General features: G+C 63.6%; 26 protein-coding genes. 22 read left to right on the top strand and 4 right to left on the bottom strand.

Features of this window, described 5'->3' with window-relative positions:
- Positions 1–106 precede the first annotated feature (106 nt).
- The 12 genes from NKJ75_RS20585 (at position 107) to NKJ75_RS20530 (ending at position 9617) form a co-directional block, all read left to right on the top strand.
- Entirely contained in the window at positions 107–1138 is a 1032-nt protein-coding gene (locus tag NKJ75_RS20585; RefSeq protein ID WP_023672329.1) for a LacI family DNA-binding transcriptional regulator, read from the top strand.
- Between the two features lie 375 nt (positions 1139–1513).
- On the top strand, positions 1514–2455 hold the full coding sequence (locus NKJ75_RS20580) for a sugar ABC transporter substrate-binding protein (RefSeq protein ID WP_023684065.1): 942 nt from the start codon (positions 1514–1516) through the stop codon (positions 2453–2455).
- 107 nt (positions 2456–2562) lie between these two features.
- Positions 2563–3639: an ABC transporter permease gene (locus tag NKJ75_RS20575; protein ID WP_023687413.1), complete on the top strand. Its 1077-nt coding sequence runs from the start codon at positions 2563–2565 to the stop codon at positions 3637–3639.
- A gap of 2 nt (positions 3640–3641) precedes the next feature.
- Positions 3642–4424 carry an ATP-binding cassette domain-containing protein gene (locus tag NKJ75_RS20570; RefSeq protein ID WP_027049093.1) on the top strand — a complete coding sequence of 261 codons (783 nt, stop codon included), beginning with the start codon at positions 3642–3644 and terminating at the stop codon, positions 4422–4424.
- 113 nt (positions 4425–4537) lie between these two features.
- Positions 4538–5533, top strand: coding sequence for an inositol 2-dehydrogenase (iolG, locus tag NKJ75_RS20565; RefSeq protein ID WP_352500111.1), 996 nt, complete (start codon positions 4538–4540; stop codon positions 5531–5533).
- Between the two features lie 30 nt (positions 5534–5563).
- Positions 5564–6358: an SDR family oxidoreductase gene (locus NKJ75_RS20560; protein WP_352500110.1), complete on the top strand. Its 795-nt coding sequence runs from the start codon at positions 5564–5566 to the stop codon at positions 6356–6358.
- A gap of 81 nt (positions 6359–6439) precedes the next feature.
- Positions 6440–6703, top strand: a complete 264-nt coding sequence (locus NKJ75_RS20555) for a type II toxin-antitoxin system Phd/YefM family antitoxin (RefSeq protein WP_023741275.1) — start codon at positions 6440–6442, stop codon at positions 6701–6703.
- On the top strand, positions 6700–7122 hold the full coding sequence (locus NKJ75_RS20550) for a type II toxin-antitoxin system VapC family toxin (protein ID WP_352500109.1): 423 nt from the start codon (positions 6700–6702) through the stop codon (positions 7120–7122). Before NKJ75_RS20555 ends, NKJ75_RS20550 begins: the two co-directional genes overlap by 4 nt.
- A gap of 259 nt (positions 7123–7381) precedes the next feature.
- Complete coding sequence (locus NKJ75_RS20545) at positions 7382–7507, top strand: hypothetical protein (protein WP_280800225.1); 126 nt, start codon at positions 7382–7384, stop codon at positions 7505–7507.
- Between the two features lie 90 nt (positions 7508–7597).
- Positions 7598–8689, top strand: a complete 1092-nt coding sequence (locus NKJ75_RS20540; protein WP_352500108.1) for a 3-deoxy-7-phosphoheptulonate synthase — start codon at positions 7598–7600, stop codon at positions 8687–8689.
- 75 nt (positions 8690–8764) lie between these two features.
- Positions 8765–9124, top strand: coding sequence for an ArsR/SmtB family transcription factor (locus NKJ75_RS20535; RefSeq protein ID WP_023672338.1), 360 nt, complete (start codon positions 8765–8767; stop codon positions 9122–9124).
- Positions 9102–9617, top strand: coding sequence for an SRPBCC domain-containing protein (locus NKJ75_RS20530; RefSeq protein WP_023672339.1), 516 nt, complete (start codon positions 9102–9104; stop codon positions 9615–9617). Before NKJ75_RS20535 ends, NKJ75_RS20530 begins: the two co-directional genes overlap by 23 nt.
- 115 nt (positions 9618–9732) lie before the next feature.
- Here the strand turns inward: NKJ75_RS20530 and NKJ75_RS20525 are convergent, their stop codons facing one another.
- Positions 9733–10368: a LysE family translocator gene (locus tag NKJ75_RS20525; RefSeq protein ID WP_023834615.1), complete on the bottom strand. Its 636-nt coding sequence runs from the start codon at positions 10366–10368 to the stop codon at positions 9733–9735.
- A 126-nt stretch (positions 10369–10494) separates the two neighbouring features.
- Here NKJ75_RS20525 and NKJ75_RS20520 point away from each other — a divergent pair, with 126 nt between their 5' ends.
- Complete coding sequence (locus NKJ75_RS20520) at positions 10495–11193, top strand: helix-turn-helix transcriptional regulator (protein ID WP_023672341.1); 699 nt, start codon at positions 10495–10497, stop codon at positions 11191–11193.
- Between the two features lie 11 nt (positions 11194–11204).
- Here NKJ75_RS20520 and NKJ75_RS20515 read toward each other — a convergent pair whose 3' ends face one another.
- Complete coding sequence (locus tag NKJ75_RS20515; protein WP_023687403.1) at positions 11205–12314, bottom strand: Gfo/Idh/MocA family protein; 1110 nt, start codon at positions 12312–12314, stop codon at positions 11205–11207.
- A gap of 213 nt (positions 12315–12527) precedes the next feature.
- Between NKJ75_RS20515 and NKJ75_RS20510 the strand changes: the two genes are divergently transcribed.
- The 9 genes from NKJ75_RS20510 (at position 12528) to phnN (ending at position 22346) form a co-directional block, all read left to right on the top strand.
- A complete protein-coding gene (locus NKJ75_RS20510) occupies positions 12528–13373 on the top strand; it encodes a MurR/RpiR family transcriptional regulator (RefSeq protein WP_352463458.1) in 846 nt (281 codons plus the stop codon).
- A gap of 152 nt (positions 13374–13525) precedes the next feature.
- Positions 13526–15460, top strand: coding sequence for a bifunctional 5-dehydro-2-deoxygluconokinase/5-dehydro-2-deoxyphosphogluconate aldolase (locus NKJ75_RS20505; protein ID WP_352500107.1), 1935 nt, complete (start codon positions 13526–13528; stop codon positions 15458–15460).
- Positions 15461–15493: 33 nt separating this feature from the next.
- A complete protein-coding gene (gene iolD / locus NKJ75_RS20500; protein WP_352500106.1) occupies positions 15494–17344 on the top strand; it encodes a 3D-(3,5/4)-trihydroxycyclohexane-1,2-dione acylhydrolase (decyclizing) in 1851 nt (616 codons plus the stop codon).
- A gap of 148 nt (positions 17345–17492) precedes the next feature.
- Positions 17493–18410 carry a myo-inosose-2 dehydratase gene (iolE, locus tag NKJ75_RS20495; protein ID WP_023744936.1) on the top strand — a complete coding sequence of 306 codons (918 nt, stop codon included), beginning with the start codon at positions 17493–17495 and terminating at the stop codon, positions 18408–18410.
- Between the two features lie 9 nt (positions 18411–18419).
- Positions 18420–18668 (top strand): hypothetical protein, encoded by a 249-nt coding sequence (locus NKJ75_RS20490; RefSeq protein ID WP_023672345.1) that lies wholly within the window; start codon positions 18420–18422, stop codon positions 18666–18668.
- Positions 18669–18860: 192 nt separating this feature from the next.
- Entirely contained in the window at positions 18861–19673 is an 813-nt protein-coding gene (gene iolB / locus NKJ75_RS20485; protein ID WP_023744937.1) for a 5-deoxy-glucuronate isomerase, read from the top strand.
- Positions 19674–19823: 150 nt separating this feature from the next.
- Positions 19824–20531: a DUF1045 domain-containing protein gene (locus tag NKJ75_RS20480; protein ID WP_023744938.1), complete on the top strand. Its 708-nt coding sequence runs from the start codon at positions 19824–19826 to the stop codon at positions 20529–20531.
- 34 nt (positions 20532–20565) lie between these two features.
- Positions 20566–21720: an alpha-D-ribose 1-methylphosphonate 5-triphosphate diphosphatase gene (locus NKJ75_RS20475; RefSeq protein ID WP_023694645.1), complete on the top strand. Its 1155-nt coding sequence runs from the start codon at positions 20566–20568 to the stop codon at positions 21718–21720.
- Positions 21717–22346, top strand: coding sequence for a phosphonate metabolism protein/1,5-bisphosphokinase (PRPP-forming) PhnN (gene phnN / locus NKJ75_RS20470; RefSeq protein ID WP_352500133.1), 630 nt, complete (start codon positions 21717–21719; stop codon positions 22344–22346). The genes NKJ75_RS20475 and phnN overlap by 4 nt, the downstream gene beginning before the upstream one ends.
- Positions 22347–22348: 2 nt before the next feature.
- Here phnN and NKJ75_RS20465 read toward each other — a convergent pair whose 3' ends face one another.
- Together NKJ75_RS20465 and NKJ75_RS20460 are read right to left on the bottom strand one after the other, a co-directional pair.
- Positions 22349–23335 carry an ABC transporter permease gene (locus tag NKJ75_RS20465; RefSeq protein ID WP_023684050.1) on the bottom strand — a complete coding sequence of 329 codons (987 nt, stop codon included), beginning with the start codon at positions 23333–23335 and terminating at the stop codon, positions 22349–22351.
- A gap of 44 nt (positions 23336–23379) precedes the next feature.
- Positions 23380–24918: a sugar ABC transporter ATP-binding protein gene (locus NKJ75_RS20460; protein ID WP_352500105.1), complete on the bottom strand. Its 1539-nt coding sequence runs from the start codon at positions 24916–24918 to the stop codon at positions 23380–23382.
- Between the last annotated feature and the right edge of the window lie 7 nt (positions 24919–24925).

The following is a 24925-nucleotide window of genomic DNA, read 5'->3' as shown; positions in this document are numbered from 1 at the left end:
GCGCAAAATAGCGCCATGCGGTGATAGTCTCAATATCACAAAGATAGTTTCTATCATTTTCCATCAGAACGATGTAAGCAGTTGCAGGCACTCATGCGGGACAGTCATGGCAAAACGGCCAACCATCACCGATCTGGCGCGCATCTCCGGCGTTAGCGTCGCCACTGTCGACAGGGTGCTGAACAACCGGCTGCCGGTGCGCGAGGAAACCGCGCGCCGCGTCTATGAGGCGGCGACCGGCATCGGCTACCACGCGGCCGGGCTGATCAAGCGGCGCATGCGCCAGGAATTGCCGGAATACCGCCTCGGCTTTCTGCTGCTGCGGGGCAATGATGTTTTTTACGGCGATTTCGCGAGGGAGCTAGAAATGGCGGTCTCGCAATCGCAGCGCTTCCGCGGCGTCGCCACCATCGATTTCGCCAGCTCGCTAGCCGCCGACGAGATCGCCGCCCAAATGCGCAAGCTGGCAGCGAAATCCAGAGCAATCGCCGTTGTCGGTCCGGACCATCCGACGCTGACGGCGGTCGTGGAGTCGCTGAAAGCGAGGGGGCAACCTGTCTTCTCGCTGCTGTCCGACTTTGCCGCTGGCATCCGTGAGGGATATGTCGGCCTCGACAATCGCAAGGTCGGTCGCACCGCGGCCTGGATGATCGCCAGAGCGGCAAAGAACCCCGGCAAGGTCGCCCTTTTCGTCGGCAGTCATCGCTTCCACGGCCATGAACTGCGCGAGATCGGATTTCGCTCCTTCTTCCGCGAACATGCGCCGGACTTCACGGTGATGGAAACGCTGGTCAATCTGGAAGCCAACCAGGTCACCCACGATGCGATGATCGATCTCCTGGTGCGGTATCCGGATCTTGCCGGCTGCTATGTCGCCGGCGGCGGCATGGAAGGCGCGGTCTCGGCGCTGCGGGCTGCGAAGCCCGCAAGCATGCCGGTGGTCGTCTGCAACGAGATCAACGCCGAATCGCGCGCGGCACTCGCCGACAACATCCTGACTATGGTGATCTCGACGCCGCTCGCCGCCTTGTGCCGCGAGCTTGTCGACCTGATGGCGCATTCCATCGAGGCCGGCGCCGCCAACGCGCCGGGCCAGACCTTTCTGCCCTTCGACATCTATCTGCCGGAAAATATCTAACGCGTTCTGCCGCGCCGACCCGTTCGGCGTGGGCTCTCCCGGCGATGATAGAATCTATCAGAGTCTGCCTTCAGACTCGGCCTGGGCCGCTGTCGGCCTTGATTCGACGTGAAATTGCGGCGCGGCGACCGAAAATCCGCTTTCCGACTTAGGAATCGCTCTTGACGTCTCGCGAAAAAATGGAATAAATATTTCATCAGATTGGTATTTTGGTTCTTTCGTTCCGGAACATCTGTTTCAAACCGGGAGCTTGGCGTTCCATCCCTTGGACAAAACGCCATACGGAACAGGAAGGCATCAGGGAGAGATTCCTCGGGCTATCGGGGATTCCGGGTAGATCGGTGCAGCCGGACACCAATGTGGAGGAGAAACACAATGAAGAAACTGATTTTGGGCGTCGCCTTTGCGGCGCTGATGAGTTCGTCCGCTTTTGCCGCCAAGGTCGGCGTGTCGATGGCCAAGTTCGACGACAACTTCCTCACCGTGCTGCGCAACGGCATGATCGAGCAGGCCAAGGGCATGAGCGGCGTGGAACTGCAGGTCGAGGACGCGCAGAACGACGTCGCCAAGCAGCTCGACCAGATCAAGAACTTCGCCGCCTCGGGCGTCGACGCCATCATCGTCAACCCGGTCGATACCTCGGCCACGCAGGCGATGTCGGACGCCGCCGCAGCCGCCAAGATCCCGTTGGTCTATGTCAACCGCCAGCCGGTCAATGTCGACACGCTGCCGGACAACCAGGCCTTCGTCGCGTCGAACGAGGCCGATTCCGGCACGCTCGAGACCAAGGAAGTCTGCCGCCTGTTCACCGAGGCCGGCAAGAAGGAAGCCAATGTCTATGTCATCATGGGCGAGCTTTCCAACCAGGCCGCCGTGCAGCGCACCAAGGACATCGAAGAGGTGATCGCCACGCCGGAGTGCAGCTTCATCAAGATCATCGACAAGCAGACTTCGAACTGGAACCGCGACGAAGCGCAGAACCTGATGACCAACTGGCTGTCGACCGGCAAGCCGTTCGACGGCGTCATCGCCAACAATGACGAAAGCGCCATCGGCGCCATCCAGGCGATGAAGGCCGCCAACATCGACATGAAGACGGTCGTCGTCGGCGGTGTCGACGCCACGCAGGACGCGCTTGCCGCCATGCAGGCCGGCGACCTCGATGCCACCGTGTTCCAGGATGCGGCCGGCCAGGGCGCCGGCGCTCTGGACGCAGCGCTGAAGCTCGCCAAGGGCGAGAAGGTCGAGCACAAGGTCTACGTGCCCTTCCAACTCGTGACGCCAGCCAACATCGACAAGTTCCTGAAGAAGAACTGAGCCGGCGACTCGTTCGACTAACGGAGCGGCGCATCAATCGCGCCGCTCCCGTTTCCCTCACCGCCCTTACGTGCGGGAGGGCAAATGCCGCCTCACGGAGGACAGACATGTCACAGACATCTCATGGCGTCGGCGGGGTCAGCTATGACGCGAAGAGGCGGACATGGCCGGCCGAATTCAACGTCTTCCTGGCGCTGGTCATTCTGGTCGTCATCTTCGAAATGATCGGCCGCATCTTTCTTGGCGACAGCTTCCTGTTCAACACGCGCGACAACGTCGCCGGGATCTTCAATGAGGCCCGCCTGCAGATCATCATCCTGCAGGTGTCGATCGTCGGCATCATCGCCATCGGCGTCACGCAGGTGATCATTTGCGGCGGCATCGACTTGTCCTCGGGCTCGATCGTCGGCGCCACCGCCATGATCGCCATGAGTTTTGCCCAGGTGGCGACGGTCAACGGCAACCCCAACCCCAAGGCGATGTTCCTGGCGCAAGGCTGGACCGACCTGCCGGTCATCGTGCCGGTACTAGTCGCCATCGGCTGTGGTCTGCTCGCCGGTCTCGTCAACGGCTCCTTGATTGCATACACGCGCATTCCGCCGTTCATCGCCACGCTCGGCATGATGGTGACCGCGCGCGGCATTGCCAAATGGTGGTCCAAGGGTCAGCCGATCTCGTTTCCGACCGAAAGTTTCGCTGGTATCGGCAAGGGCCTGATGCCGGTCATCATCTTCCTGTCGCTGGCGGTGCTGTTCCAGCTGATCATGACCTACACACGCTACGGCAAGCACTGCTACGCCATCGGCTCCAACGAGGATGCCGCGCGCATGTCGGGCATCAAGATCGCCAACCACAAGATCCTCGTCTATGTCATTGCCGGCATCCTCGCCGCGCTGGCCGCCGTCGTGCTCTCCTCCAAGAACCTGACAGCACAGTCCGGCATGGGCGTCATGTACGAGCTCGACGCCATCGCCATGGCGGTCATCGGCGGCGTCTCTTTGTCGGGCGGCCGCGGCTCGATCGTCGGCACCGTGATCGGCTCGCTGATCTTCGGCGTCATCATTTCCGGCTTCACCTTCCTGCGCCTCGACGCCTACTATCAGGAGATGGTCAAGGGCGTGATCATCGTCGGCGCGGTCGTTCTCGACCAATGGCGCCAGCGCATGCGGGCATTGAGGGCTTGACCATGCCAGATATCTCCACGACAGACATCGTCCTGAAGACCGAAAACCTGACCAAACGCTATGGCGGCGTCCATGCGCTGGAAGGCGCGAATTTCGAGCTGCGCAAGGGCGAGCATGTCGCCATCATGGGCGACAATGGCGCCGGCAAATCCACCTTCGTGCGCCAGATCACCGCCGTCGAGCAGCGCACCAGCGGCCAGATCTGGTTCGACGGCAGGGAAGTGAATTTTGCCGGGCCGATCGAAGCGCGCACGGCGGGCATCGAGACCGTGTTCCAGAACCTGGCGCTGGCCGACGATCTCGACGTGCCGTCGAACCTGTTCCTCGGCCGCGAAAAGGTGCTTTTCAATCTCGGCCCGTTCTCGATCCTCGACCGCAAATACATGCGCAAGGCGACCGAGGCGGCGCTGATCCGCACGGCAGTGAAAATCCCCAATTTGTCCAACACCATTCGCCACATGTCGGGCGGCCAGCGCCAGTGCGTTGCGATCGCCCGGACCGCGACCTTCGCCTCCAAGCTGATCATCATGGACGAGCCGACGGCAGCCCTTGGCGTGCAGGAGACGGCGCAGGTCGAGAACATCATCCGCACGCTGAAGGACAATGGCGAGCCGCTGATCCTGATCAGCCACAACATGCGCCAGGTGTTCGACCTGTGCGACCGCATCGTCGTCTTCCGGCGCGGCCGCATCGTCGCCAACCTGCGCAAGGAAAACACCGACGGCAACGACATCGTCTCCTACATCACCGGCGCCAAGACCGGGGAGGCGGAACTCGCGGCCTGAACAGGATGGTCATCCTGTTTTCTGGCGTGCTCGAAAAATTATCTTGCCACCTTTCTCAAAAGGAAGGTGGAGACACAACTCTCTCGAACCCATCCCCCTAGAGGAAATACCCCATGACTGTTCGTTTCGCCCTCCTCGGTGCCGGCCGCATCGGCAAGGTCCATGCCCGCGCCGTCGGCTCCAACCCGCAGGCCAGACTGGTGGCCGTTGCCGACGCTTTTGAAAAGGCGGCGACCGAGTTGGCAACCGCCTATGGCGCCGAAGTGCGCACCATCGACGGGATCGAGAAGGCCAAGGACATCGACGCCGTGGTCATCTGCACGCCGACCGACACCCATGCCGATCTGATCGAGCGTTTCGCCAAGGCCGGCAAGGCGATCTTCTGCGAGAAGCCGATCGACCTCGACGTCAAGCGTGTCGAGAAATGCCTGGCCGTGGTCGACAAGGCCAAGGCGACGCTGATGGTCGGTTTCAACCGCCGCTTCGATCCGCACTTCGCCGCCGTACGCAAGGCGATCGACGACGGCGCCATCGGCAAGGTGGAGATGGTCACCATCACTTCGCGCGATCCAGGTGCGCCGCCGGTCGACTACATCAAGCGTTCGGGCGGCATCTTTCGCGACATGACCATCCACGATTTCGACATGGCGCGCTTCCTGCTCGGCGAAGAGGTGGTCGCGGTCAGCGCCCATGCCTCGGTTCTGGTCGACAAGAAGATCGGTGAGGCCGGCGATTTCGATTCGGTCAGCGTCATCCTCGAAACCGCATCCGGCAAGCAGGCCGTCATCTCCAATTCGCGCCGCGCCACCTATGGCTACGACCAGCGCATCGAGGTGCATGGCTCCAAGGGCATGGTCGCCGCCGAGAACCAGCGGCCGGTGTCGATCGAGGTCGCCAATGAGAAGGGCTATACGCGCCCGCCGCTGCACGACTTCTTCATGACCCGCTATCTCGACGCCTACGCCATCGAGATTGCCGCTTTCATCACTGCTGCAACCTCGGGCAAGAAGGCATCGCCGAGCGGCGCCGACGGCCTCGTGGCGCTGAAGCTGGCCGATGCCGCGCTGAAGTCGGCGACATCAGGCAAGACCGTCCGTCTCGACAAGTAAGAACCGGAACCAAGGCACAGGAGCAGAGCGATGAGCACATCCGCCGATCGCAATTCGAACACGCGCGCCATCGTCACCGGCGGCGCGCAAGGCATCGGCTTTGCCGTCGCCGAAGCGCTGACCGACGAGGGCTGCAAGGCGCTGGCGCTCGTCGGCCGTTCGCAGGAGAAGGGCGACAAGGCTGTCGCCCACTTCAAGAAGGCAGGCGTCGATGCGATCTTCATCAGCGCCGACGTCTCGAAAGTGGCGGACTGCAAGCGTGCGGTGGCAACCGCGATCTCGCATTTCGGCACCATCAACGCGCTGGTCAACGCCGCCGCCACGTCCGCGCGTGGTTCACTTGTCGAAACTTCGGAAGAGGTGTTCGACCAGATTTTCCACACCAATGTGCGTGGTCCCTTCTTCCTGATGCAGGGCGTGGTGGCGCATCTGCTGGACAAGAAGGCGCCGGGCTCGATCGTCAACGTGCTCTCTATGTCGGCGCATTGCGGCCAGTCGTTCCTGGCGCCCTATTCATCGAGCAAGGGCGCGCTGGCGACACTGACCAAGAACGTCGCCAACGCCTATCGTTTCAACCGCGTCCGCTGCAACGCCGTGCTGCCGGGCTGGATGGACACCGAGGGTGAGGACATCGTGCAGAAGAAATGGCACGGCGCCTCCGACGACTGGCTGGCAAAGGCAGAGGCCGGCCAGCCGATGGGCCAACTGGTGAAGCCGGATCAGTTGGCGCGGCTGATCAGCTACATGGCCAGCCCGCAATCCGGCGTCATGACCGGCTCGCTGGTCGACTATGACCAGAACGTCGCGGGGACCTCGCCGGAGTAGCTTCAAACCCGGTTGCGGCAACATCGCCATTCCCATATAGTCATGATAGTCATGATAGTCATGATAGTCACGAGGGATGCGATGCTAACGTCATCCAAAGACACCAACTGGACGGTTGCCGGGGCAAAAGCCCGGCTCTCCGAGGTCATCGAGCGCGCACAGTCCTCGCCGCAGACGATCACCAAGAACGGCAAACCAAGCGTGGTTGTCGTCTCGGCCGAGGAATGGCAGCGCAAGATCGCACGCAAGGGTACGCTTGCCGAGTTCCTGCTGGACTCGCCGCTGCGCGGCGCCGATCTCGAGCTTGAACGTCAGCGCGACGAACCGCGTGACCTGCCGCTGTGAGACTGCTGCTCGACACGAGTGTCCTGTCCGAGGTGACGAGGCCAGCGCCTGACGCACGTGTCCTGGGCTGGCTGGACGAGCTTGATGAGGACCGCTCCTTCATCAGCGTAGTGTCGATCGCCGAGATCCGGCGCGGCGTCTCTCTGATGGATGAGGGCCGCAAACGCGAGGCGCTGGCCGAATGGCTCGCCCGGGACCTGCCCCAGCGCTTCGAACAGCGGGTTTTGCCGGTGAACGATGCGGTTGCCTTGGCCTGGGGCGACCTGATGGGTCTTGCGAAGCGCCGCGGTCGTGGTCTGTCGTCGATGGACGGCCTGATCGCAGCCACTGCGATTGCGCACGAGCTCACCTTGGCAACGTGCAATACGAAAGATTTCCAAGGCTTTGGGCTTGAACTCTTCGATCCATGGACGGCATGAGCCGCTCCGCGTTATACGTGTTGGCGATTGGCGAACCGCCGGCACTTCGTCATCCACGGGCGGAGCAAGGAGCGTGGCGACGCAGCGCAGACCCGAGGATCCATGCCGCGACTTCAGAGCGCTGCTACGGTCCAGAATTCTGCTCCGCCGCACTCCACGGCCCAGGGGTCACGGAATGGATCCCAGGGTCTCCGCGACGGAGCTTCGCTCCTGCTCCGCCCAGGGATGACGAAATCGCGAGGATTCGGCCCATCCCGAATTGTCTCCGCATACCCCACGTGACAAGCGCCTCGGCATCGACTATATGAACCTCATGATCAACCTGACCGCCACCTATTGGTACTTTACGAGCTCGCTGGCGGCGGGAGGATTGCGCTCGATCTGAAGATTGCAGCAACAAGTCCGAACAGCCGCCAGACCTGGCGGCTTTTTTGTATCAGCCGGCAGGTCTCCCTAAAAACAGGAGCAGAAAGCCGTGTTGACCACCACAGACGATCTTCGGGTCAAGGAAATCCGAGAATTGAGCACGCCGGACCAGGTGATGCGGGAGATCCCGCGCACGCTGACGGCAACGCGCACCGTGAGCGCATCACGCAACGCCACCCATGCCATCTTGAACGGCACCGACGACCGGCTGCTTGTCATCGTCGGCCCGTGTTCGATCCACGACCCGGTCGCGGCCGTTGACTATGCCAGCCGGCTAGTGGCGCTGCGCGAGACCCTGTCCGACCGGTTGGAGATCGTCATGCGGGTCTATTTCGAAAAGCCGCGCACGACTGTCGGCTGGAAGGGCCTTATCAACGATCCCGATCTCGACGGCAGCTTCAACATCGACAAGGGGCTGCGGATGGCGCGCAACGTGCTGTCGGCGGTCAACAATCTCGGCCTGCCCTCGGCCACCGAATTTCTCGACATGACGACGCCGCAATACATTGCCGACCTCGTCGCCTGGGGCGCCATCGGCGCGCGCACCACCGAGAGCCAGATCCACCGCGAACTGGCTTCCGGCCTGTCCTGCCCGGTCGGCTTCAAGAACGGCACCGACGGCAATCTCAGGATCGCCGCCGAGGCGGTGAAATCCGCCGCCCAGCCGCATCATTTCATGGCGGTGACCAAGGGCGGACGCAGCGGCATTGCGACTACTACCGGCAATGAGGACTGCCACGTCATCCTGCGCGGCGGCGTTCAGCCGAATTACGATTCGGCGAGCGTCGAGGCGGCCTCGGTCGAACTTGCCCGCATCGGCGTCGCCCCCCGTCTGATGATCGATGTCAGCCACGCGAACTCGAGCAAGAAGCCGGAGAACCAGCCGAAGGTGGCGGCCGATGTCGCCGGCCATGTGGCAGCAGGGGACGAGCGTATCATCGGCGTCATGATCGAGAGCAATCTCGTCGCCGGCCGGCAGGACGTGGTATCAGGCAAGCCGCTCGTCTATGGCCAGAGCATCACAGATGGCTGCATCGACTGGGCGACCACAGAGACGGTGCTGCACGGCCTCGCCGGCGCCGTAGAATGGCGCCGCTCAGCCCGCCGCGCCATGATGGAGAACCGGCCGGGCGCCGCCTGATACGAGGCGATGCGCGGGAAGGACGCTGCGGCTCCCCTTGCACCCCGGCAACCGGTCTGCTAAATACTGAACCGTATGGTTCAGTATACCGACTTGGATTCCTCGTTCGCCGCGCTCTCGGACGCCACCCGGCGTGGCGTTCTGGAGCAGCTCGGACGCGCAGACGCTTCGATCACCGAGCTTGCCGGAAAGTTCCACATGACCCTCACGGGCATGAAGAAGCACGTCGGCGTCCTGGAGCAGGCGGGGCTCGTCACCACGCAGAAGGTTGGCCGCGTGCGGACCTGCAAGCTCGGCCTGCGCGGACTGGAGGAAGAGGCGGCCTGGATCGAGCGGCACCGCCTGCTCTGGGACGCACGCTTCAACGAGTTGGACAAGGTTGTCGAGGAATTGAAACGGAAGGAGAAAGCCGATGCGCCAAAGAACCGAGAGTGAGCCCACGAACAGCCGCACCACGGTCGAACGGAAGTCCGAACGGGAGCTGGTCGTCACGCGAACGGTCAACGGTCCGGCGCGCATCGTGTTCGAGGCGTGGACCAAGCCCGAGCTGTTCAAGCAGTGGTGGGTGCCGAAGTCGATGGGCATGTTCCTGCGTTCATGCGAGATGGATGCTCGTACCGGAGGCACGTACCGCCTGGTGTTCGGCCACGACGCCTCGGACCTTCACGAATTCTTCGGCAGGTATATCGAAGTGACACCCCACTCACGCCTCGTCTGGACCAATGAGGAAGGTGGTGACGGTGGACCCGTCACCACGCTGACCTTCGAGGAAAAGGGTGGCAAGACGCTGCTGGTCATGCACGAACTCTATCCCTCGAAGGAGGCTCTCGACGCGGCCGGTACCGGGGCGGCGGATGCGATGGGCGAGACGTTCGAGCAATTGGACGAGCTTCTCGTCGTCTTGGGCGAGGGCGTGAGGCGGTCATGACGTCATCGGTCTCGCGGACGGGGTAGCTGCCGCCCTCGACGACGAAAAGACCGGGACAGTGATCCGCAAGCGCCGCACCGAGGCGAAGAAACGCGGCGTCATCGCTTGATCGGGATCACGCTGCCCTCAACCCTTCCCATGCCGTAAACACCGAGACAGCAAACAGCAGCAGTCCGGCCGCCCGGCCCGCAAAAGCGGTCGCCCGCGGATTGGCCACCAGCAGATTGCGGCTGCGGCCGGCGGTGATGGCGAGCCCGCCATAGATGGCGGCCTGCGTCAGCATCGTCAGCAAGCCCATGACCGTCGCCTGCATCCAGATCGGGCCGTAATCCGGCTTCAGGAACTGCGGATAGACGGCAAATATGAAGAGATAGGCCTTCGGGTTGATCAGGCAGGTCACCAGTCCCTGGCGAAAGGCCTTCCAGGCCGTACGGCTGCCGGCGGGCCCGTCGTGGCCGACGGTGATGGAACTGCGCATCAGCGAGATGCCGATGAAGGCCATGTAGGCGGCGCCGGCTATCAGCAGCGGCTTGTACAGGATCGGTACGAAATGCATCAGCAGGCCGACGCCGATGGCGCCGTTCAGCGTGTGCACGATGCCGCCGACCATGATGCCACCGGTGGCGGCGAGGCCCCGGTCGCGGCCGCCGGTGAGCGCATTGGCAAGCACGAACAGCATGTCCATCCCGGGTACGATGATGATGCCGTACAGCAGGATAAAGAACAGCCAGAGATTTTCCGCGTAGCTCATGTCAGTTGCCTGTCGCTTCCTGCTGGGGTGCCGTGGAGGAATTTGTTGATTTTCAACCCGATAGGCAGTCCAATAAATCATCCCAACTGACGGGGATGTGTCAGTAGCGTTCATCAGGGAGAGGAAATGCGCAAGGCGTCGCGGCTGTTCGAGATTATCCAGATCCTGCGGCTGGCGCGGCAGCCGGTGACGGCAGCCATGATCGCCGGGCAGCTGGAAGTCACGATGCGTTCGATCTATCGCGACATCGCCGCACTGCAGGCAATGCGCGTGCCGATCGAAGGCGGGCGCGGTATCGGCTACATATTGCGGCCCGGCTTCGACCTGCCGCCGCTGATGTTTTCGATCGAGGAGATGGAAGCGATCGTCCTGTCGCTCGCCCTGCTGGAGCGCACGGGAGACAGCGAACTCAAGCAGGCGGCCAAGCGCGTCAGCGCCAAGATCGCCAGCGCCGTGCCGCCGCCGTTGCGCCAGGCGTTCGACGCCAACGCGCTGCATGTCTGGGGGTTCGCAGCACCGGCAATCGGCACCATCGATCTGGCGCTTGTGCGCCGCGCCATCCGCGACGAGGAAAAGCTCGACCTGTCCTATCGCGACGAAATCGGCCGCGCCTCCGAGCGGCTGATCCGTCCAATCGCGCTGATCTACTATTCAGAAACCGCCAACATCGTCGCCTGGTGCGAATTGCGCCAGGCCATCCGCAATTTCCGCAGCGACCGCATCGCGGATTGCCGGGCGACCGGCCTGCGCTTCAAGGGCGAAGGCGATCGCCTGCGCCAGGTCTGGGTCAGTGGCTGGGAGGCGAACGCTGTCGCTGGCGGCTGAAGCGAGCGGGTTTACCGCACATCCACCCAGCGCTCTTCCTCGAACGACCTCGCCATCGCGTGCACGGTGCGCTCGATCTCCAGCCCTTCGGCAAATTCGATGACCCGTGCCGGCTTGCCGGCAAGCCGCGTCAGCAATTCGTGGCACTCGATGATCTTGAGGTCGTTGAAACCGAGCCCATGGCCCGGCGCCGGGAGGAAGGCGTCGTAAGGCTTGTGGTGCGGCGCCACCAATATGGTGCGGTAGCCCTGTTCGGTCGGGCGATCGGCGGTGACGTAGAGCTGGATTTCGTTCATCCGCTCCTGGTCGAACAGGATCGATCCCTTGGAGCCGAAAATCTGTATGGCGATGCGGCCCTTGCGGCCCCAGGCCGAGCGGTTGACCAGCAGCGTGCCGGCAATGCCGTTTTCCAGATGCATCAAAACGCTGGCGATGTCGTAGGTCTCCACCGCACGGCGGCCGCCGCTGGCCAGCTTGCGGTCGACATAGGGTTTGGCCATGTCGCAGATGACTTTTGCGACGCGGCCGAACAGCGTCGAGACCAGCGACAGCGGATGCACGGCGAAATCGTCGAGCGCGCCATAGCCGGATGCGGCCTCATGCTTCCAGAAGAACAGCGCTTCGGGGTCGGCCATGAAGTCCTCGTCCATCTCGATGCGCAGATGGTTGACCTCGCCGATGATCTTTTCCTCGAGCAGCGCGCCGATGTGGCGGATGGCCGGGCTCTGTATGTAGTTGTAACCAAGCGCTGCGACCTTGCCGGACTTCTTCGCCGCGGCCGCCATCGCCGCTGCTTCGGCAAAGCTCGGCGCCATCGGCTTCTCGCACCACAGATGCTTGCCGGCTTCGAGAATAGCGATGGCCATCTCCGGATGGAACTGATTGGGCGTGGTCAGCGAGACGATATCGACCTCGGGGTCGTTGACGACGGCACGCCAGTCGCCCGACGCCTTGGCGAAGCCGAACTCACCGGCCTTGCGCTTGGCCAGCTCCTCGTTGACCTCGCCGAGATGGACCAGCTTCGGCTTGGCGACATCGGGAAAGACGGCACCGACGGCGCTCCACGCAATGGCGTGGCATTTGCCCATGAAACCCGTGCCGATAAGACCAACGCCGACCATTTCTTTCTCCCAATACCTGAAGCGATCGATGGATGAATTAGTCCATTTCTTCTCCGAATGGAATGTCTGCCTCATTTTTTATGGCCTTCTTGCGCAGGCTCGCTATGATGGGGCAGAGAGGACGTCACTTGAGTTAAAGAGAGCATGATGTCGTCCGAAAACCGCTGCACACTTTTCGGCATCATGCTCTAGATGAGCTTGGACGGGGCGACGATGGACGAACGGGTACCTCGCGACTTCGAGACGCTGCGCGCCACGATCCTCGATCGCCGTGAAACCTTGCCCAAGCGCATCGCCCAGATCGCCGCCTACGCGCTCGACAACCCTGATGACATCGCCTTCGGCACCGCCGCCAGCATCGCTGCTTCGGCGGGCGTGCAGCCGTCCACCCTGATCCGCTTTGCCCAGCAACTAGGCTTTGACGGCTTCACCAGCTTGCAGCAGGTGTTTCGCGAGCGGCTGCGCGAGCGCAATTCCTCTTATGACGAACGCCTTCAGGCGCTGCGCGCCAAGGCCGATGCGGGTGCTGGACACCGAGCCATCTTCGACGGCTTCGTCGCCGCCGCCAGCACTTCGCTCAACGATATTTCGCGAACGCTCGACGAGGCGCATCTGGAAGACGCGATCTCGCTGCTGGCCAAGGCCGAGACCATCTATGTCCTGGCCAAGCGGCGCTCCTACCCGGTGGCAAGCTATATCGCCTATGCCTTGGGCAAACTGAAGATCCGCAACCAGCTGATCGAATCCGCCGCCGGCCTCAATGCCGAAATGGTCGCCTTCGCCACCCCGGCCGACGCCGTCATCGCCATCAGCTTCTCGCCCTACGCACCGGCCACCATCGAGGAAGCCCGCACCATTTCCGAACAGGGCGTGCCGATCGTCGCCATCACCGACAGTTCGTTTTCGCCACTAGCGCAGTTCGCCAAGGTCTGGTTCGAAGTCGCCGAGGCCGATTTCGCCGGCTTCCGCTCGCTGTCGGCCACCATGGCGCTGGCCATGGCGCTCACCGTCGGCGTCGGCGAGAAGCGGCGCAGCACGGGCAAGAAGCGTAAGGCCTAGGCCGGCGCCCGGCGCTCGAATTCGGGAAGGAATGCTCATTCCATATTGACTATGGATTGGAATTATTATTTCATATTCCCGGCGCCACGCTGCCGCTCGCGCGTGTCCCCCAACTACGTTGCTCAAGACAACAAGACCGACGGGAGGTTCCAATGAGCGAAGCCATGGACGCCAAACAGGCGACGCTCGATGTCATCACCATCGGTCGCGCTTCCGTCGACCTTTACGGCCAGCAGATCGGCTCGCGACTGGAGGACATCGGCTCCTTTGCCAAATCGGTCGGCGGCTGCCCGGCCAATATCTCCGTCGGTACGGCCAGGCTCGGCCTGCGCTCGGCGCTGCTCACCCGCGTCGGTGACGAGCAGATGGGCCGCTTCATCCGCGAACAGCTCAGCCGCGAAGGCGTCAATGTCGACGGGCTGAAGACCGACAAGGAACGGCTGACGGCTCTGGTGCTGCTTTCGGTCGAGAGCGAAGGCGTCTCGCCGATGATCTTTTATCGCAGCGACTGCGCCGACATGGCGCTCGCCGAAGAAGATATCGACGAGGCTTTCATTGCCTCGGCCCGTTCCATCGTCGTCACCGGCACGCATTTTTCCCGACCCAACAGCGACGCCGCCCAGCGCAAGGCGATCCGCATCATCAAGGCCAGGGGCGGCAAGGTGGTGTTCGACATCGACTACCGTCCCAATCTCTGGGGACTCGCAGGCCATGCCGAGGGTTTTGAGCGCTATGTCAAATCCGACCGCGTCTCGGCCCAGCTGAAGACGGTGCTGCCCGATTGCGATCTCATCGTCGGCACCGAGGAAGAGATCATGATCGCGTCGGGCGCCGACGATTGCCTGAGTGCGTTGAAGACGATCCGCGCGCTGTCCAAGGCGACCATCGTACTGAAGCGCGGCGCCATGGGCTGCATCGTCTATGACGGGCCGATCAGCGACGATCTCGAGGACGGCATCGTCGGCAAGGGCTTTCCGATCGAGATCTATAATGTGCTGGGCGCCGGTGACGCCTTCATGTCCGGCTTCCTGCGCGGCTGGCTGGGAGGCGAAGACCACGCGACGGCGGCGACCTGGGCCAATGCCTGCGGCGCCTTCGCCGTGTCGCGGCTGCTCTGCGCGCCGGAATATCCGACCTTCGAGGAATTGCAGTTCTTCCTCAGGAACGGCAGCAAGCACCTCGCTCTGCGCAAGGACGAGGCGATCAACCACATCCATTGGGCGACGACCCGCCGCCGCGATATCCCCTCGATGATGGCGCTCGCCTGCGACCACCGTGTGCAGCTTGAGGACGTCGCGGCAAAGACCGGCGCCGATCCGGCGCGCATCCGCGATTTCAAGGTGCTGGCGGTCAAGGCTGCGGCGAAAGTCGCCGCCGGCCGCGACGGCTATGGCATGCTGATCGACGAGAAGCATGGCCGCGAAGCGATGTTCGAATTCGCCCGCCACCCCTTTGCCTGGCTCGGCCGTCCCGTCGAACTGCCGGGCTCGCGGCCGCTGCGCTTCGAGTTCTCGCAGGACATCGGCTCGCAACTGGTGGAATGGCCGGTCGACCACTGCATCAAATGCCTGTGCTTCTATCACCCCGACGATCCGGCAGCGCTCAAGGATGAGCAGCAGCAGAAGCTGCGCTCGCTGTTCGAAGCCGCGCGGAAGGTCGGCCGGGAGCTTCTGGTCGAGATCATCGCCGGCAAGCACGGCAAGCTCGACGAAACGACCATCCCGCGCGCCCTGGAAGAACTCTATGCGCTTGGCATCAAGCCGGACTGGTGGAAGCTCGAACCGCAGGCGTCGGCCGGCGCCTGGGCCAAGATCGAAGCGGTGATCCTGAAGCACGATCCCTGGTGTCGTGGCGTCGTGCTGCTGGGTCTCGAAGCGCCGCAGGACGAACTGGAAGCGGCCTTTGCCGCCACCGCCAAGGCGCCGATCGTCAAGGGCTTTGCCGTCGGCCGCACCATCTTCGTCCACGCCGCCGAACGATGGCTGGCAGGCAAGATGACGGATGACGAGGCTATCGCCGACATGGCCGCGCGCTTCGAACAGTTGACCGAAGCGTGGCTTGCCGCGCGTGGCCGTAAAGCAGCATAAAGGCGCGGCAAGAGGACTGCGGAGGAAAACACCATGAGCAAGACAATCCGCCTGACGATGGCGCAGGCGCTGACCCGCTTTCTGAGCAAGCAGATGACCGAGATCGACGGCAGACGAGTGCCCATCTTCGGCGGTGTCTGGGCGATCTTCGGTCACGGCAATGTCGCCGGCATCGGCGAGGCGCTGTACCAGCTGCGCGACGAATTGCCGACCTTCCGCGCCCACAATGAGCAGGCGATGGCGCATGCGGCGATCGCCTATGGCAAGGCCAATTTCCGCCGCCGCTTCATGGCCGCGACCTCTTCGATCGGCCCCGGTGCGCTCAACATGGTGACGGCGGCGGCGCTCGCCCACGTAAACAGGTTGCCCGTCCTGTTTTTGCCGGGCGATGTCTTCGCCAACCGCATCCCCGATCCGGTGCTGCAGCAGGCCGAGGACTTTTCCGACGGCACCGCGACGGTCAATGACTGCTTCCGTCCGGTGTCGCGCTATTTCGACCGCATCACCCGTCCCGAGCAGATCATCCCGGCATTGGCGCGGACCATGCAGGTGCTGACCGATCCGGCGGAATGCGGCCCGGTGACGCTGTCGCTCTGCCAGGACGTGCAGGCCGAGGCCTATGACTATCCCGAGAGCTTTTTCGCCGAGCGCGTCTGGCACCAGCGCCGGCCGCGTCCGGACCGGCATGAATTGGCGGCGGCGGTCACCGCGCTGAAGGGTGCGAAAAAACCGCTGATCATCGCCGGCGGCGGCGTGCTGTATGCGCAGGCTTCGGACGAACTGGCGAAATTCGCCGAGAGCGCCGGCATTCCGGTCTGCGAGACGCAAGGCGGCAAGTCCTCGCTGCCCGACACACATCCGCTCAACATGGCGGCGGTTGGCGTCACCGGCACGTCCGCGGCCAACCGGCTGGCCGAGGAAGCCGATGTCGTGCTCGCCATCGGCACCCGCCTGCAGGATTTCACCACCGGCTCGTGGGCGCTGTTCAAGAACTCCGGCAAGACCATCATCGGCCTCAACGTGCAGCCTTTCGACGCCGGCAAGCACCGCGCGCTGCCGCTGGTCGCCGATGCGGCCGAAGGGCTCGCCGAACTCGGTGCTGCGCTGGGGAGCTGGAAAGCACCGGCGACATGGACCGACAATGCGACCCAGGGCAAGAAGGCTTGGCAGGCCGAAGCCTCCAAGGTGACGGCGTCGACCAACGCCGCCTTCCCGTCGGACGCGCAGGTGATCGGCGCCGTGCAGCGCGCGCTGGGGTCCGGCGTAACGCTGCTGAATGCGTCGGGCGGTTTGCCGGGCGAGTTGCACAAGCTCTGGCAGGCAGGCGCGCCCGGCTCGTACCATGGCGAATATGGCTTCTCGACCATGGGCTACGAGATTGCCGGCGGGCTCGGCGCCAAGATGGCCAAGCCCGACCAGGAGGTAGTCGTCATGGTCGGGGACGGCTCCTACCTCATGATGAATTCCGAAATCGCCACGTCGGTGATGCTTGGCTTGAAGCTGACCATCGTGGTGCTCGACAACAGGGGTTATGGCTGCATCAACCGGCTGCAGATGGCCACCGGCGGCGCCAACTTCAACAACCTCTTGAAGGACGCGCGCCACGAGATCCTGCCCGACATCGACTTCGCCGCGCATGCGGCGAGCATGGGCGCTATTGCCGAGAAGGTGCCGTCGATCACCGGCCTGGAGACTGCGCTGCAAAAGTCGAAAACCAACGACCGCACCACCGTGTTGGTCATCGACACCGACCCGCTGATTTCCACCGATGCCGGCGGCCATTGGTGGGATGTCGCGGTGCCGGAAGTCTCCGCACGGCCGCAGGTCAACGCAGCGCGCAAAGCCTATGACGAAAAGCGGCAGATGCAGACAATTGGCGATTGATGCTAAGTCAGCGCTGCCCCCTACCTCCCCCTTGTGAGGAGGTCGGACCGCAGGTCGGGGTGGGGGTCTGGCGCCGCACCCCCACCCCGCTGCTTCGCAGCGACCCTCCCCACAAGGGGGAGGGTGAACAAGAGACCGGAGCTAAAACTTGAAAGCCAAACTGGGCATGTCCCCCATTGCGTGGTGGAACGACGATCTTGCCGAACTCAGCGACGACGTCTCGCTGGAAGAGTGCCTGCGCCAGTCGCGCTTGGCCGGCTTCACCGGCATGGAAATGGGCCGCCGCTTTCCCAATGACCCCGAAATCATGCTGCCTATCCTGAAAAAGGCCGACGTGACGCTGTGCGGCGGCTGGTTCTCCGGCACGCTGGTCGATGAGGACATGGGCAAGAACAAGGATCGCATCCAGCCGATGATCGACCTGTTCAAGGCGGTTAATGCGCCTTGCATCGTCTATGGCGAGGTCGGCCGCTCGATCCAGGGCGATCGCTCCAGGCCTCTCGCCACCAAGCCGAAATTGTCGAATGACGAGATGAGGGCCTATGCCAGGCGCCTCACCGAGTTCGGCGAATGGTGCGCAGAGCAAGGCATGCCGCTGTCCTATCACCATCACATGGCGGCGGTGGTCGAGACCGAGCCGGAGCTCGATGCCTTCATGCGCCATTCCGGCGAAGGCATTCCGTTGCTGCTCGATGCAGGGCATCTCGCCTTTGCCGGTGGCGACGTGCTGCGCGCCATCGACAACCACCACAAGCGCATCAGCCATGTCCATGTGAAGGATGTGCGCATGGGCGTGATCGACGGGCTCGACCGCACAAAGCAGTCCTTTCTCGACGCCGTGGCGCTCGGTGCCTTCACGGTGCCTGGCGACGGTTCGCTTGATTTCGGCGCCATTGTGCAGCGCTTCGCCGACCATGGCTATGAAGGCTGGTTCGTCGTCGAGGCCGAGCAGGACCCGAAGAAGAACCCGCCGCTCAAGATGGCGCAGGTCGGCCACAAGGAATTGATGCGGGTGATGACGGCGGCCGGCTACACGGTGGAAACGCAGGGTTTTCCCAATGCCTGAGGCGATCCGATGAAGGATTACGAGCACCCGTTCTTCCGGCCGCTGTGGCGGCGCGTTGCCGTCGTCGCCGTCTGCGTGATCTGGGCCGGAATAGAATTCGCCTCCGGCACCCCATTCTGGGGCATCATTGCGCTCGGCTTTGCCGCCTACGCCGTCTGGCAGTTCTTCTATCTTTACAAGCCGGTGGAGGAGAGCAAGGCTGCGCCTGATCGACCGAAGACCGGCGAAGCGAAGGCGGACGCCGAACCGAAGGAATGAAGCGGCCGTGGCTCGGAAGGGCTTGCGGGTCGGACACTGGACACCTGGCGTATCGCCTACGTCGATGATTGGCCGGAACGTCCCTCGCTTCGTCATCCTAGGGTCTTCGCGACGGAGCTTCGCTCCTGCTTCGCCCTAGGATGACGAAGTTGAGAGGCCGACCTCGAAGACATGCGATAGGAGAGACAAAACATGTCGAAACTGCTCGTCAAAGCCGACAAGGGCCATGGCCGCGTCGCCCATGTCACGCCCAAAAGCGCCGGATGGACCTATGTCGGCTTCGACCTGCACCGGCTGAAGCCGGGCGCGACCGCATCCGGCAAGACGCGGGATCGCGAAGTCTGCCTGGTGTTCGTCACCGGCAAGGGCACGGCAAGGGCCGGCGGCCGGGAACTCGGCCTGCTCGGCGAGCGCATGTCGCCCTTCGAGGGCAAGCCGTGGTCGGTCTATATCCCGGAGGGTTCGGACTGGTCGGTCACCGCCGACACCGATCTCGAACTCGCGGTCTGTTCGGCGCCGGGCCTGGGCGGCGGCTTGCCCGTTCGCGTCATCGCACCCGACGACCTCGGCCAGGAGACTCGGGGCAAAGGCACCAACACGCGCTACGTCACCAACATATTGCCCGAGGGCAAGCCCGCCGACTCGCTGCTGGTGGTCGAGGTCATCACGCCCGGCGGCCACACATCGAGCTACCCGCCGCACAAGCACGACCAGGACAATCTGCCTGCCGAATCCTATCTTGAGGAAACCTATTACCACCGCCTCAACCCGCCGCAGGGCTTTGCCTTCCAGCGGGTCTACACCGACGCCGACAAGTCGGGCGCCCGCGAACTGGACGAGGCGATGGCGATCGAGGACGGCGATGTCGTGCTGGTGCCCAAGGGCTATCATCCGTGCGCGGCCTGTCACGGCTACGACCTCTATTACCTTAACGTCATGGCCGGGCCGAAGCGGACGTGGAAGTTCCACAACGCGCCCGAGCACGAGTGGCTGATGAAGGCCTGATCGGCCTTCGCTTGCGGCGGAAGCTGTTGGTCCAGCAGCGAAAAACGTCGGCTAAGGACCTGCGGGGTCGATTTGCCTTCGAAAACCCGCATAAGCTTCGTCAATCCGTCATGGAAATCACCTATGGCAGCGGGCTGACGAGGATTTTCGATGCGCTACGCCATCTATTTCACCCCGATGCAGGACGAGCCGCTGGCGCGGATCGCCGCCAACTGGCTGGGTCGCGACCCCTTTGGCGCCGCCACCAGGCCGGTCGAGGCGGTGGGCGAGCTGTCGGCGGCCGAAGTCGCCTTTCACACCGCATCGGCGCGGCGCTACGGTTTTCATGCGACGCTGAAAGCGCCCTTCCGGTTGGCCGCCAACGAAACTGAAAGCTCGTTGCGCGCGGCGCTGGACGCCTTTGCCGAAGCAACGCCGACGGTCACCATCCCGCGCCTGGTCGTCAGCCAGATCGATGGTTTCTTCGCTTTGCTGCCGGAAGGCCCGCTGCCGCCGCTCAACCGTTTCGCCGATGATGTCGTGCTTAGCTTCGACCGTTTTCGCGCGCCGCTCACCGAGGCCGAGATCGAGCGGCGCAGCCCGGATTCGCTGAAGCCGGCCGAGTTCCGCAATCTCTGCCAGTGGGGCTATCCCTATGTGTTTGAGACCTTTCGCTTCCACATGACACTGTCCGGCCGGGCCGGGCCGCAGGAAAGCCAACGTCTGCGCGCGGCAATTGACAGCCTGTTCGCCGATGTGCTGCAGCAGCCGGTGCTGGTGGATGCGCTGACGCTGTTCGTCGAAACCGAACCGGGCGCTCCGTTCATGGTGCTTTCGCATCATGCGCTCGGCCGCCGCGCTGCCCGAAAAACCGCCTGACCGCAATTCGTCCGAGTAAGCAAGGACTGCCTGAATGACCGCCGAAACTGTTCTCCACAACGCCCGCATCGTGCTTGCCGACGAGATCGTCGAAGGGTCGCTCGTGCTGCGCGACGGTTTTATCTCCGGCGTCGACGCCGGCACCGGCCACACCGGCGGGAGCATGGGCGGCGAGGACATGGGTGGCGACTACATCATTCCCGGCCTGGTCGAGCTGCACACTGACCATCTCGAAGGCCACTATGCGCCGCGCCCGAAAGTGCGCTGGAACCCGATCGCCGCCGTCCTTGCCCATGACGCGCAGGTGGCCACCGCCGGCATCACCACCGTGCTCGACGCTTTGCGTGTCGGCATGGACGAGGACGCGGATATTACCTCCGACGACATCCGCAAGCTCGCCGGCGCGATCGAGGACAGCGTCGCGAAAGACCGGTTGCGGGCCGACCATTTCCTGCACCTGCGCTGCGAGGTCTCGGCGCCGGATTGCTTGCGGGCTTTCGCCAATTTCGATGGCGACGAGCGGGTCAAGCTGGCCTCGCTGATGGACCATGCGCCGGGACAGCGTCAGTTCGTCAATCTCGAGACCTACGCCCATTACTATCAGCGCAAGCTGAAATTGACCGATCGCGACTTCCAATTGTTCTGCGAAAAGCGGATGTCGGAATCGGCGAAGAATTCGGGACCGAACCGGGTGGCGATATCAGCCGCCTGCAACGAGCGGGGCATTGTGCTGGCGAGCCATGACGACGCCACATCAGGCCATGTCGACGAGGCGATCGAGCAGGGCGTGCGCGTCGCGGAATTCCCGACCACGCTGGAAGCCGCCAAGGCCTCGAAGGATGCCGGGCTCGGCGTACTGATGGGCGCGCCCAACGTCATGCGCGGCTCCTCGCATTCGGGCAATGTCTCGGCCCGCACGCTGGCCGGCGACGGCCTGCTCGACATATTGTCGTCCGACTACATTCCCTTCAGCCTGATCCAGTCGGCCTTCTTCCTCGGCGACGTCGTCGAGGGCATTTCCCTGCCGCAGGCGGTTGCGATGGTGTCGAAGAATCCGGCCGAGGCGATCGGCCTCAACGACCGCGGCGTCATCGAACAGGGCCGCCGCGCCGATCTGGTGCGTGTGCGCGTCGACGACCATGTGCCGGTCGTGCGCACTGTCTGGCGCCAAGGGCGCCGGGTCGCCTGATGGTCTCGGCGTCGATCGAGCGCGAACTCAGCAGCGAGGCCTTTCCGCTCCGCAACGGCGTGTTTGTCGCCGTCGTCGGCCCGAGCGGCGCCGGCAAGGATACGGTAATCGGCTATGCCCGCACCTTGTTTGCCGACGAGACGAGGCTGGAGTTCGTCCGCCGGGTCATCACCAGGCCGAGCGACGCCGCAAGCGAGGATCACGACACGCTGGCCGACGCCGCCTTTGCCGAGGCCCAGGCCGACGGCGCTTTCGCCATTTCCTGGGAGGCGCACGGCCTGCGCTATGGCATCCCGGCCGATGTCGACTGGTCGATAGCCAATGGCCATGTCGCCGTGGCCAATGTCTCGCGCGCAGTCATCCCGGTGCTGCGGGAGCGCTATGCCAATCTGGCTGTCGTCGAGATCACCGCCTCGCCGGAAGTCCTCGCCGAGCGTCTCGCCCAGCGCGGCCGCGAATCGCGCGGCGAAGTGCTGGCTCGGCTCGCCCGCGGCGCCAATATCGCTTTGTCCGGCTCCGGCGTCACCTCGATCGACAATGGCGGCCGGCGCGAAGCCGCCGGAGAACGCTTCGCCGAGGTGCTGCGCAAGGCGATGGCCTTCTCGGATATATCCGGCGTGATGTAGCGCTACTCCGCCGCGACAGTCTTGCGGCTGGCATCGAGCATCAGCCGCCTTGCGCGGAACACGCCCCATTGCTGGTCGACCAGCACGCCGATCAGGATCACGCCGCCCATCACCGCGAAGTTGAGCGAGGACGGGATGCCGAGCAGATTGACCAGGTTCTGCAACTCCTGCAGCAGCACGGTGCCCAGGATGACGCCGACCAGCGAGCCTTCGCCGCCGCGCAGCGAGAAGCCGCCGAGAACGGCGGCGGCAATGGCGTAGAGTTCGTAGAACTGGCCGTGGCTGGCCGGCGAGATCGAGCGCGTGTACATGGCGAAATAGATCGCCGACAGCGCCGTCAGCACGCCGCAGATGACATAGGCGGCCATGACGACACGGCCGGTGCGAATTCCCGAATATTTCGCCGCCTCTTCGTTCTTGCCGATGGCATAGAGGTAGCGTCCGAACACCGAGCGGTGCAGCACCACCCACATGACGATCGAAATGACGATCAGTGCGATGAAGCTGTTGGGCACGCCATAGCTGCGGCCCGCGGTGAGGAATTCGAGCTCGGGAAAATTCTGGCCGAAGGCGAAGCCGGCGGTGCCGTCGGCGGTATAGAAACGGGCGACCCCGCGATAGATCAAAAGGCCGCACAGCGTTACCACGAAGGGCTGCAATTTCAGCCTTGTGATCAGCCAGCCATGCGCCAGCCCGATGATGCCGCCCAGCACCAGGATCAGCGGCAGCGCCACCGGCCATGGCATGTCGCGCACGGCGATGAAATCGATGAACAGCGTGCCGAGCAGCGCCACCAGCGATCCCACCGACAATTCGATGCCGCCGGTGATGATGACGAAGGCCTGGCCGATGGCGAGGATCCCGAACAGGCCGATCAGGTTCGAGGTGTTGGCGAGGTTGATCGGTAAAAGGAAGCGCGGGTTGATGGCGGTCACCACGGCGCCGACCACCAGGATTAGGATCAGCAGGCCGAGATCTTTTTTGCTCATCGTCTTCTCCCCAATGCACCGGACCGGCAATCGCCTGAAGCCCGCTAGTTTGCCGGCTTGCCGACCGCCAGCAACAGCACGTTTTCCTGGCTGAATTGTTCCTTGTCGAGAATGCCCGAGATCTGGCCCTCATGCATGACGGCGATACGGTCGGACACGCCGATCACCTCTTCCATGTCGCTGGAGATCATCAGCACGGCGACGCCGGCATCGGCCAAGGCTCGCATCAGCCCGTAAATCTCGGCCTTGGCGCCGATATCGATGCCGCGCGTAGGCTCATCGAGGATCATCACCTTCGGGTCCATCGCCAGCCATTTGCCCAGCACCACCTTCTGCTGGTTGCCGCCCGACAGCGTGCCGGTTCGCGTCTGCACCGACGGCGCCTTGATGCCGAGATTCGTCTTCTGCTTCTCGGCGGTGGCGGTCTCGGCGCTTGCCGACACCAGTCGACGTTTCGCATGCGCCGGCAGGTTGGGCAGCGAGATGTTCTGCGCGATCGACAGGTCAAGCAAAATGCCGGTCAGCTTGCGGTCTTCCGGAACCAGAAAAATGCCATGCGCGACCGCATCGGCCGCCGAACCCAGCACAAGCGGCTTGCCGTCGAGTTCGAGCCCACCGCCAAGCGTGCTGTCGATGCCGAAGAACACCCGCGCCAGTTCGGTGCGGCCGGAGCCGACAAGGCCGGCGAGGCCGAGGATTTCACCGCGCCTGATGTCGAGGTCGACCGGCCGGGCAGGGTAGGCGGGGGTGCGGATGGCTTTGGCCGAGAGAGCCGTGGCGCCCGGCGCCCGCGCCGCCTCGGAGGCCTTCTCGCGCTCCTTCAGCATGCGGCCGATCATCAGCTTGACCATCTGGTCGTGGTTGATGGCGCTCTTCGGCAAGGTGCCGGCCAGCATGCCGTCGCGCAGCACCACGACGCGGTCGGCGACGCGCTCGACCTCATGCAGCCGGTGCGAAATGAAGATGACGCTGATGCCATCGGCCTTCAGCGCCTTGATGACGTCGAGCAGCTTGTCGGTTTCGGCGAGCGGCAGGCTCGACGTCGGCTCGTCGAGGATCACCAGCCGCGCCTTGATCGACAGTGCCTTGGCGATCTCGACCATCTGCTGCTGCGCCAGCGACAGCGAGGCAACCGGCGTATCGGCGGAGAAATTGGCGCCGACGCGCTTCAGCAGTGGCGCCACCATTTCGCGCAGCTTGGCGCGGTCGACCAATCTCAGCGGCCCGCCGCGCAACGGCTCGCGGCCGAAGAAGATATTGGCGGCAACATCGAGGTTTTCGAAGAGATTGAGTTCCTGGTGGACGAAGGCGATGCCCGACCCCAGGCTGCCTTCGACGGTGAGCCCGTCATGCGCAACGCCGTCGACGGTGATGGCGCCGCTGTCCGGCCTGGTGACGCCGCCGAGGATCTTCATCAAGGTCGATTTGCCGGCGCCGTTTTCGCCGACCAGGCCGATCACCTCGCCCGGCCTGACCTCCATGGAAAAGCCGTCCAGCGCCACCACGCCCGGATAGGTCTTGCGCACGTTCTCGAGGCCGAGGAACGGGTTGGTTGCGACGATGGATGGGTCGGAATAATTCATCACGCCA

Origin of the sequence: Mesorhizobium sp. M0058 (genome assembly GCF_040323095.1) — a bacterium.
Lineage (GTDB): Bacteria > Pseudomonadota > Alphaproteobacteria > Rhizobiales > Rhizobiaceae > Mesorhizobium.
Note: the sequence above shows the minus strand (reverse complement) of the source record. Positions and strands in the feature narration are given on the sequence as shown.